Origin of the sequence: Amycolatopsis sp. NPDC047767 (genome assembly GCF_040704195.1) — a bacterium.
Classification (GTDB): domain Bacteria; phylum Actinomycetota; class Actinomycetes; order Mycobacteriales; family Pseudonocardiaceae; genus Amycolatopsis.
The window spans coordinates 1-9930 of sequence record NZ_JBEYSJ010000073.1; the positions used below are offsets into that span (position 1 = coordinate 1).

The 9930-nt window shown below is 68.6% G+C and carries 9 protein-coding genes and 2 pseudogenes; 8 read left to right on the forward strand and 3 right to left on the reverse strand.

Annotated features, from left to right (window positions below; translation table 11 throughout):
* Positions 1-89 precede the first annotated feature (89 nt).
* Positions 90-1259: an alpha-hydroxy-acid oxidizing protein gene (locus AB0878_RS49135; protein ID WP_366590564.1), complete on the reverse strand. Its 1170-nt coding sequence runs from the start codon at positions 1257-1259 to the stop codon at positions 90-92.
* A gap of 132 nt (positions 1260-1391) precedes the next feature.
* On the opposite strand from AB0878_RS49135, the gene AB0878_RS49140 reads away from it, so the two are divergent.
* From AB0878_RS49140 to AB0878_RS49165, 6 genes are all read left to right on the forward strand, one after another.
* Positions 1392-3290 carry a helix-turn-helix domain-containing protein gene (locus tag AB0878_RS49140; protein ID WP_366590566.1) on the forward strand — a complete coding sequence of 633 codons (1899 nt, stop codon included), beginning with the start codon at positions 1392-1394 and terminating at the stop codon, positions 3288-3290.
* A gap of 440 nt (positions 3291-3730) precedes the next feature.
* The gene (locus tag AB0878_RS49145; protein ID WP_366590568.1) at positions 3731-3928 is read left to right on the forward strand and encodes a hypothetical protein; all 198 of its coding nucleotides are present in this window, start codon (positions 3731-3733) and stop codon (positions 3926-3928) included.
* A 293-nt stretch (positions 3929-4221) separates the two neighbouring features.
* Positions 4222-4371: a hypothetical protein gene (locus tag AB0878_RS49150; RefSeq protein ID WP_366590570.1), complete on the forward strand. Its 150-nt coding sequence runs from the start codon at positions 4222-4224 to the stop codon at positions 4369-4371.
* A gap of 95 nt (positions 4372-4466) precedes the next feature.
* Positions 4467-4907, forward strand: coding sequence for a cupin domain-containing protein (locus tag AB0878_RS49155; RefSeq protein ID WP_366590572.1), 441 nt, complete (start codon positions 4467-4469; stop codon positions 4905-4907).
* 112 nt (positions 4908-5019) lie between these two features.
* The gene (locus AB0878_RS49160) at positions 5020-5724 is read left to right on the forward strand and encodes an SDR family oxidoreductase (RefSeq protein WP_366590574.1); all 705 of its coding nucleotides are present in this window, start codon (positions 5020-5022) and stop codon (positions 5722-5724) included.
* A gap of 33 nt (positions 5725-5757) precedes the next feature.
* Entirely contained in the window at positions 5758-6168 is a 411-nt protein-coding gene (locus AB0878_RS49165) for a hypothetical protein (protein ID WP_366590576.1), read from the forward strand.
* Between the two features lie 587 nt (positions 6169-6755).
* Here AB0878_RS49165 and AB0878_RS49170 read toward each other — a convergent pair.
* Both AB0878_RS49170 and AB0878_RS49175 read right to left on the reverse strand, forming a co-directional pair.
* A complete protein-coding gene (locus tag AB0878_RS49170; RefSeq protein WP_366590578.1) occupies positions 6756-7715 on the reverse strand; it encodes a hypothetical protein in 960 nt (319 codons plus the stop codon).
* 30 nt (positions 7716-7745) lie between these two features.
* On the reverse strand, positions 7746-8297 hold the full coding sequence (locus AB0878_RS49175) for a hypothetical protein (RefSeq protein ID WP_366590580.1): 552 nt from the start codon (positions 8295-8297) through the stop codon (positions 7746-7748).
* A gap of 334 nt (positions 8298-8631) precedes the next feature.
* Here AB0878_RS49175 and AB0878_RS49180 point away from each other — a divergent pair.
* Positions 8632-9746 (forward strand): annotated as a pseudogene (locus tag AB0878_RS49180) (transposase).
* Positions 9747-9795: 49 nt separating this feature from the next.
* Positions 9796-9930 (forward strand): annotated as a pseudogene (locus AB0878_RS49185) (IS5/IS1182 family transposase); the annotation flags it as partial.

The following is a 9930-nucleotide window of genomic DNA, read 5'->3' on the forward strand; positions in this document are numbered from 1 at the left end:
GGCGTCACGGCCAGCGGTCCGAGGTGGAGGGTCCGCAGTGGAGCCTCGTCGGCCTGGAAGAGGTGGCGCACCGCGTGGAGGGGCCCGGCTCAGCCGACCCGGTGCACGTCCGCCGCGCGGAGGGCGGGCAGGGTGGGGAAGCCGTCGATGGCCATGAGCAGGTCCAGTTCGGCGAGGATCGACCGCAGCTGGGAGACGAGGGCGTCCGCGCCGCCGGCCGCGAGTGCGTAGGCGTAGGGGCGTCCGATGCCGACAGCGGTGGCGCCGAGGGCCAGGGCCTTGGCGACGTCCGAGCCGCTGCGGACGCCGGAGTCGAAGAGGACCGGGAGGTCGCCCGCGGCTTCGACGACGGAGGGGAGTGCGTCGAGAGCCGGCAGGCCGCCGTTGGCCTGGCGGCCGCCGTGGTTGGAGCAGTAGATGCCGTCGATGCCGTGGTCCTTGGCGCGCCGGACGTCCTCGGGGTGGCAGATGCCCTTGAGCACCAGCGGGAGCGAGGTCAGCGAGCGAAGCCACGCGAGGTCCGCCCACTGCAGGGAATTGCCCCAGATCTTGATCCACTCCCGCGTCGCTGCCCGGAGGTCTTCGTGCGGCGGCTTCGCGAGCCGCTTGAGGAAGACCGGGTCGCTGAAGTAGTTGGCGAGTACGTGCCCGCGAAGCTGGGGGAAGTTGCCGGTGTTCAGATCACGCGGCCGCCAGCCGGTGGTCCACGTGTCGAGCGTGACGACGATCGCCCGGTAACCGGCGCGTTCGGCCCGTTCGACGAAACTGGCGGCGAGATCGCGGTCGGTCGGCGTGTAGAGCTGGAACATGCCCGGGGTGTCGCCGGCGTGCGGGGCGACGGTCTCCATCGGGTCCTGGGTCAGCGTCGAGGCGACCATCGGCACGCCGCTGCGGGCCGACGCCTTCGCGGCCTCGATGTCGCCGTGGAAGTCCTGGCTGCACAGGCCGATCACGCCGATCGGCGCGAGAAAAACCGGGCCGGCCAACCGCATCCCGAACAGGTCGACGGACAGGTCGCGTTCGTAGGCGCCGTTGAGCATGCGCGGGGTGATGCCGTAGCGCGCGAAAGCGGACACGTTCGCGCGCTGCGTGCCCTCGTCGCCGCAGCCACCCGCGACGTACGAGTGGACCCACCAGGGCAGGACCGAGGCGGCCTTCTGCTCGAGGGTCGCGAAGTCGACCGGCCACCGGGGCACGACACCGTCGAGCCCGTCGAAGTAGATGTCGAACTGGTAGTCGCCGTACTGGGGTTTTGTCATCGTTCGAGCTCCAGGGTGATGCCGGTGCGGGGCCGGCTGACGTTGTCCTCGGTACCGACGCTAGGGGCCGCGACCTCGGCCGGACATGGATGTTCGGTCTGTGGTTTCACCTTTCAGGTGTAGGTTTTCTCCATGTCCCCAGGGTTTCTGGACCGGCTGGAAGCCGCGGTCGCGTCGGACTCGCCCGAGGCGGAGGCGCACCGGCTGCTGGCCGAGCTGCCCCGAGATGGCGACGGGACGGTCGAACTCCGGCTCGCCGCCGCCGACCTCGAAACGTTCGTGCGCCGCGCCGCCGGAAACGCGCGGGCGGCGCGGGCCCGGATCGCGCGTCAGCTGGAGGTGCGGCGCGCGACGCACTCGATCAGCCGCATCCGTGACCCGGCCCTGATCATGGACCGCCTCGCGGCGGAGGCACGGCGGTCGCTGTCGGCCGATCTGACCTACATCGCGACCCGTACGACGCCGGGCACGTTCACCGTCCGGCACGTGGCCGGGGTCGCGCTGACGGACCTCGTCGGGACCTCGTTCCCGTCCGGCACGGGGCTCGCGGCGGAGGTGGCCCGGACCGGGCGGGCGGTGCAGGTCTTCGACTACCAGTCGAGCGAGCGGTTTCCCCACGGCGCCGAAGCCGACCTGCTGGCCCGGCAGGAGGGAGTGACCAGCGTGCTCGCGGTGCCCGCGATGCTCCCGAGCGGCCTGGGCGGCATCGTCGTGGCCGTTCAGCGGACCCCCACTCGGTTTTCCCCGGCGGACGTCGAAATGGCACTCGTCATCGCCGTCCACGCGGCGTCGTGCCTGGAAACGGCGGCGTTGCTGGTGGAACAGCGGGAGCGGGCCGAAGACCTCTCGCGGGCCAACACCGAACTGGCCCGTCACTCCCGGCTGCTCGCGGCCGAAGCGGCCTGGACGACGCGGATGATCGGCGTGGTCGCCGACGGTGGCGGGGTGCGCGACGTGCTCGCCACGCTCACCGAAGGCGGCCGGACCGCCGCGCTGGTGCCCGCCGAAGACGGTGCGACCGAGGTCGCCGGCCCTGACGTCGCCGAACCGGCGGAGCTCCGTGAGATCGCGGCCGCCGGGGAACCGGGTCCGGTCGGTGGCCGAGCCGGTTCGTCCGTGCTCGTGCGCCGAGTCGAAGCGGCCGGCCGGCATCTCGGCACCGTGGTCCTTCTTTCACCGGAGCCGCCCGGTGACGAGGCCGAGATGGTTGTTCGCCGCGCGCTTCCCGTGCTGGCGCTCACACTGAGCGCCCACCGCGCGGCCGCCAATGACCGCTGGCTCGAGCGCGGTGCCCTGCTGCGTGCCGCGCTCCGGTCCGGCCCCGGCGACCGGACGTCGGCCGGGCTCGACGCCGAGGGCGAGTACCTCGTGCTCGACTGCCGGCTCGATCGCCGGGGCAGCGCCGCGCCGCCGCCCGTCCGGCTGGCCGCCGCTCTGCCCGCGACCACGTCCTCGTTCGACGACGGAGACGACCTCGTGGTCGTCTGCCCTGTGGCGGACCGGGAGCGCGCGATCAGCGCGCTTCGCCGCACCGAAGGCGGCGCGGACATCGTGATCGGCATCGACGGTCCCGTGCACGGCACCACGGCCGAACTCCGGTCCGCGTGGCACGCGGCGCGCCGGACGGCCGCGGGGCTCCTCGCGCTCGGCGCCGCGGGCGCGATCGCCGACGCGCGCGAGCTGGGCCCGCTCGCGCTGCTGCTCACCGCGGCCGAGAACACGGACGCCGTCGCCCAGTCCCGCGCGGCGCTGCGCCCGATCGAGCGCCTGCCCGCACGCCGCGCGACCGACCTGCGCGACACCATGCTGGAATTCCTGCGGCAGAACCAGAACATGCAGCGCAGCGCCGAGGCGCTGCACGTCCACGTCAACACGCTGTACCAGCGGCTGGCCTCGATCGATCAACTCTTCGGCCCCTCCTGGCGCACCCCGGAACGCAGCCTGGGCCTCCGCCTGGCGCTCGAGGTCACAAAACTCGCCCGCGACGCCGAGCCGCCCCCGAACGGAGCGTCCTCCGCGGGCCGGGAGTGACGGAACGGCGTCAGCGCTGGGGTGCCGGGTGGTTGAGGGTCGTTGCAGCCTATGGAGCCCACCCCGGACGCCACTGCCCTCGGGGACCAGCATCTCCTTCGGTACCGCAGCCTGCTCGCGCGTGGAGGTGGCGTTCATCTCAGAGATGGACTTTTCAGTCCAGTAATACCAGGATTGGGTAAAATTTATCGGGATGTGTGTCATTTAAGTGGACGGCATAGTCCTGTACCTTCGCGCTTCACCCCGTTGGCGGGACGACTTGGCAGAGACCGCACCCGCCTGGAAGTGGACACCGGATGTTGAGACACCAAGCGCCTCAACCATGACAGACGCGCGAACCCGGCCGCACTGGCCACCGCTCCAGGTCCGCGAATCCACCGAACCCGTACCCCCGAGGTGCCGGGGGTTGGACAGCACCTCGCCGACGCTCAGGAGGAACGATGAACGAGAAGCCCGCACCCACGATCCACAAGCTCCACGACGCGGTCGATCTCGAACTTGCCGAGGTCGCCAACAGCGCCGACCCCGAAGGCGATGACGTGCCGGAGCGCGAACTCTACGAGGCGGAACTACGCAGCTTCCACGACGCTGTTGTGGTCGTGGAGAAGGCGGAGGAGACGCGCAACTCCGAAAGTTGATCGTGCGGCACCTGCGTTGCTCGGCCGGCCGCCGCTCGTGAACCCACCGTGCGCCGGACGCCGGGACACGGCGCAGGAAGCGGTGCAGGCCGCAGCGAACTTGCCCGAGGTCGGGCTCCGGCAACACCGACCGGACCGCGGGCGGCCACGAGCAGGTGCGTGCGACCGATGGGCGCCCTGCGAAGCACTTTCGGGCAATCGTTCGCCGAACCCCGAAAGATTCGCCCCGCGGTTTACGCCAATCGAAGTTGCCGACGGCACAAGCCGCGGCCCCATGGTGATGGGAGACAGCCATGCCGGTGGAGACCACCGAACGGAATTTCGACCCGGACGACCCGGAGTACTTCATCGCCCAGCTCGCACGCGACCGCGAAGCCGCGCCCGCTGAGCCGGCCGCGCCACGGGGCGAGTCGGATGACGCCGGCAGCACGTCACATCCATGACAACCGGGGAGTCACCATTGGGCGACACAACGCCTCCACCACTGACGATCCTGCAACCGGGAGAGGGAAAGGAAGGGGATCTCGGCGATATCGGAGTGGTCTTCAAGCTCTTCAGCCACGAGACCGGAGGCGCGGTGTCGATCGTGGAACACCCCTTCGCGGTCGGCGCACTGGTCGCTCCGCACCTGCACACCCGTGAGGACGAGTACTCGATCGTGACCGAGGGGGAGATCGGTTTCCGATCAGGCGACCGCGAGGTCGTACTCGGCGCGGGTGGATACATCACCAAGCCACGCGGAGAGCTCCACACGATGTGGAACGCGGGCAAGACGCCCGCGCGGATGATCGAGGTGATCGCCCCGGGCGGCTTCGAAGGGTTCTTCCACGACCTGTCCGACCTGATGGCAGGCAGCCCGCCCGCCGAAGGGGAGATGGCACGCCTCGCGGCCGAGTACGGGCTGGAGTTCGCCACCCCCGATTGGCTACCGGACCTCATCGCCCGCTACGGGCTCACGCCACCGCCGGGCCGCGCCTAGCCCTGCCGCGGTGGGCGTGCGTCCTATCGACTGACGGCGGTAGCCGAGTCGAGCAATCCCATCCCGTCACCGAGCCCGTGCGCGCGCTCGGTCGAACAACCGGAGGAATGTCATGAATCAGAAGGTTGCCGTCATCACCGGTGCCTCGCAGGGTATCGGCGCCGGCCTGGTCGAGGCCTACCGCAAGCTCGGCCACGCGGTCGTCGCCACCTCGCGCACCATCACCCCCGCCGAGGACGCGGGCGTCCTCGCGGTCCAGGGCGACATCGCCGACCCGGCCACCGCCGAACGGGTGATCTCCGGTGCCCTCGAGCGGTTCGGCCGCGTCGACACCCTGGTCAACAATGCGGGCGTCTACGTCTCCAAGCCGTTCACCGACTACACCGCCGAGGATTACGCCACCATCACCGGGATCAACCTGGCCGGGTTCTTCCGTCTCACCCAGCTCGCCGTCGGCCAGATGCTCGCCCAGGGCGGCGGGCACATCGTCACCCTGACCGCCAGCATCGTCGACAACCCCGATTCCCGGGTCCCGTCCGTCCTCGCCGCGCTGACCAAGGGCGGACTGCAGGCCGCCACCAAGTCCCTCGCCATCGAGTACGCCACTCGCGGCATCCGGGCCAACGCCGTCTCCCCGGGCACCACCCGCACCCCGATGCACGACCCGCAGATGCACGAGTTCCTCGCCGGCCTGCAGCCCGTCGGCCGCATGGTCGAGACCCGCGACGTCGTCGAGGCGGTCGTCTACCTGGAGAACGCGCCGTCCGTCACCGGCGAGATCCTCCACGTCGACGGCGGCATGAGCGCCGGCCACTGACCACGCTCACCCACCCCTTCCGGGAGCACTGCCATGAACCAGCACACCGCGGACAGCGAGACGATCCTGCGCGGCGTCCTCGACGGCTGGAAGGCCGCCGTCGACAAGCACCAGCCCGACCAGGCGGCCGCCCACTTCACCGACGACGCCATCTTCCAGGGAATGCACCCCTACAGCGTCGGACGTCCCGGCGTCGCCGCCTACTACGACTCCCAGCCTCCCGGCCTGACCGCCGAGTACCGGATCCTGGAGACCCGGCGCCTCTCCGATGACCTCGTCCTCGGATACCTCAACGTCGACTTCTCCTTCACCGACCGCCCCACGGTCAACGTCTACCTCAGCATCCTGCTGAAACAGACCGCAACCGGCTGGGCTATCGCCCTCTACCAGGTCTCCAAGCTCGACCAGGACACCACCGGCGAAGCCTCCGACAAACCGATGTAGCGGACGGTGCAGACCTGGAGAGCCGCGAGGGATCACCACGGCGCTCGCCGATCAGCTGCTGGTCCTCGAGGTCGAGGAAAAGAACCGCCTGAACTCCGGACGAGTCGGCTCTTGGGTGATCGCCCCGTAGGACTCGGCCTGCTCACCGGTCAGCACACCCGTGGAGAAGGTCCGCGCCCGGCTGGCCACAGCCGGCGTCGGGCCAACCCTGTGGCGCGCGAAGCTGGAGCGTCAGGGGTTCGCCTACGCCGAAGAAGGCGATTGCCGACTTGCTCGGCATCGGCAAATCCCGCGATCGCCTGTGCCATGCACGAGACGCCGTCCAGGCCGAGCCCGTCCGGAGACTCGGCGGAGAGCAAGTTCCGGCTCTGCCGGATGTCGTCGCGTGCGATGTTAGAATGGCCCAGAGACGTCTGATCTCGTTGCAGGACAGTGGGATCAGACGCTCGTGGTCGACCGCGACGCCTCTTCTTATCGCGCACGCGTTCGGTATGTGCGGTAATGGCCAGGAAAGCGGCGACGAGCATTGACAGCGTGATGTGCCGGCACCACGTCCTCACGACTGCTGCCGATCAGCGGCTCGAATCTCAGGTGATCGGGTTCCGTGGCGGAGCGAGGACCCGGTACTCGCAGTCGCGGTCGTGTGGGAAGTAGTAGTAGACCATCGTCTGAAAGCCGGCCGCGGCGAGCACGTCCAGTGCGGCCCTCAGGAGGATCTTGTGCGTCTCGACCGAGTAGGCCATCAGCTCCGTCCTGTTCTGGGCGTAGAGGTCGTCATCGTATTTCTTCGAAATCTCGAGAGGGCTGCGCCATTCAAGGGTGACACCGTAGGGCGGATGAGCGATACTCAAGCCGATGTGGAGGCCGGCCGTTCTGTCGAAAAGACGGCTATCGATGATCGCGCTGATTCCGACCCGCGTGAGTTCCGCATGGACCTTCCCGGCCAGATCGCTCCAGGCCGCGATCGCCTCCGGAGGCGCCCAGGGGACGACTTCCTGCGGATCCGCCAGCTGTTCGACGGCGAACGGATCGGTCACGAGAGGTTCGCCCGGCGCTCCCGCATCGCGGCCGTCCCTGCGGATCCGCGCGACGAGCGCGGGATTCCACGGTGGGAGCTGGTCGGTGTCGACAGTCATCCACCCCGGCGCGCCCGCAGGCCAGGAGCTGAACAGCAGGACGCACACGCGCCGGATGCGGGGGCCCAGTGACGACCACAGTTCTTGCAGCATGTCGAGATCGAGTGCGACGCGGAGGAACATGGCGATGACGCTGTGCCGCTCTGGGTCTGCGGAGTCACCGAGCACGTTGTCGAGCACCGCCAGCACACGGATGCGTTCCGCGGCCGCGATGTCCGAGTTGGACATGAACTCTCGGCCCAGCTGGAAAATCCGGATTCCCCGCGGCATGTCGTCTTCGTCGGGAACTTCTTCGTCGGCTGGGAGCCCGGGAGCATAGCGCTCGCGCCAGCTCCGCATCTGCTCGGTGTCGAACGCGGCGAGGTGCTCGCTCGCCGCCAGCAACGCACCCCACCACACCGGAACTCGCACTGCTCTCCTATTCTCCACGGATTCCGCCGCTCATTCGAAGGGGATTTCCGGCGGGCCCAGGACGCGGCAGACGCGCGACCGGCCGTACAGGAAGTCATACCGCACCTCAGTTTTGAATCCGGCCGCGGCCAGCACGTCCACCGCCGCCCGCGCGAAGAGGTCCCGAACGTCGTCCACGTATTCGGACAGGTTCATGGTGCCGTCGCGGGCCCCGGTGAGGACGTGGTACCGCTCCGACCGGCTGTCGAGGGGGTTCCAGTCGAGGAAGACGCCGGTGGGTTCTTCGGCGCTCACCGAAAGCACGACTCCCGTCGGCGCCGGGCGTGCGCCACGAGGGATCACCGCCGCGGGCAAGCCGCAGCGTTCAAGTTCGTCCTTGGCCCGCTCCGCGAGTTCCTGCCAGGCAACGGAATTCGCGGAACCGGTCGGTCGGTGCCCGGCTATCAGGTCCAGCTCACGCCGCACACGGTTCCCCAGTTCCAGTTCCGGGGGTCGCGGCTGTCCGGCGAGGGGCCACAGGAACGTCAGGACGATCGCGCGGCGGTCCGGCTCGCTTTCGTCACTGAGCAGGTCGTCCAGCACCGCTAGCACCCGGCCCCGCTCCGCGTCGCCGACCTCGGGGTCGGCGGCGAACCCCCGGGCCAGCTCTCCGATCCGCAAGTAGTACTGCGCACCGCCGAAACCGCGCACGTTTTCCTGGAGTGGCTCCGCCGCGGCGAGGTGCTCGCTCACTGCCACCGCACGTCGCCACCACTCGGGTACCTGCATGACCGGCAGCCTAGTACGGCAACCGAACAATGTGATCTCGGGCGGCGGGTCGTGGTTATGAAGACGGCCACCGTGTGATCAACTTCAAGGTGTGTTGGATCTCGAAGAAGACGCGGTGGCCGCGTCATGGACTGTAGTTGATAATCGTCTGGCCTGTTGGCGGGCCGGGTTCGACGACCTGTTCGCGCTGGTCGCGGGTCGTTTCGCGCAGGCCGACTCGCGACGGCGGGCCCGGATGTACGGCTGGAGGTGCTCTCGGGTGCCGAGCGCAAGAACTCCTGGACGTTGGCGGAGCAGGCTGGTGACCTGACGCCGGACGGGATGCAGCGGTTGTTGAACTTCTACCGCTGGGACGCCGACGAGGTCCGTGACGATCTGCGCGCCTATGTGCTGGACCACCTCGCTGATCCCAATGGGGTCTTCGTGGCCGACGAGACCGGTTTCCTCAAGAAGGGCACCAAGTCTGCCGGGGGTCCAACGCCAGTACTCCGGCACCGCCGGACGGATCGAGAACTGTCAGCTCGGCGTGTTCTTGACCTACGTATCCGCCCATGGCCGGGCGTTGATCGACCGGGAACGAGAGTGTTGAAGGACAACGACCTCATCTATGTCATGGCCGTGTCGTGCGATCAGCGGTTGGCCACCACCAGAGGGCCGATGCGGGCGGACGAGCTGGCTCGCAGCGCACCTCGCAAGGGCCGGCAGCGCCTGTCAGCCGGACCGGGCAGCAAGGGCCACCGCCGCTATGACTGGCTGCTGCTGGACCCCGGAGCCGACGAGCACCTGCTGCTGGTGCGTCGGTCGATCAGCAAGCCCACCGAACTGGCCTACTACATCTGCCACGCCCGCCACCCGGTGCCGCTGGCCGAACTGGCCCGCGTCGCCGGATCCCGTTGGGCCGTCGAGGAAACATTCCAGTTCGCCAAGAACGAGACCGGGCTGGACCACTATCAGGTACGCAAGTACGACGCGTGGTACCGGCATATCACCCTGTCCATGCTCGCGGCGGCGTTCCTTGCTGTCACCGCCCATGCTGAACGGGTCGTGACCACCAAAGGGGGCACCAGCGCTCCCGCAAAAGATCTAATTCCTTTGTCCTGCAATGAAATCAGACGACTCTGGGCTACCCTGACCCGTCCCGATCACCCGCAGGCACACGCCGATCACTGGTCAGACTGGCGACGACGCCACCAAACGGGGGCCCGCCGCAGCCACTACCAGCGACAACGCATCAAACATCCCAGACTGCCGCTGCCGTACTAAGAGCGTGTCTTACGTGGTGATCAACGACTGATGCGTCATGATCTTGGTTGTGGTTGATCGTTTGTCGTTGCGGCTGGTGCCGGACGAGTTGTGGGACCTGGTGGAGCCGTTGATCCCGGTGTTCGTGGCGCGTCCCCAGGGCGGAGGAACAGCGCCGTTGGAACCGCGGCAGGTGTTCACGGCG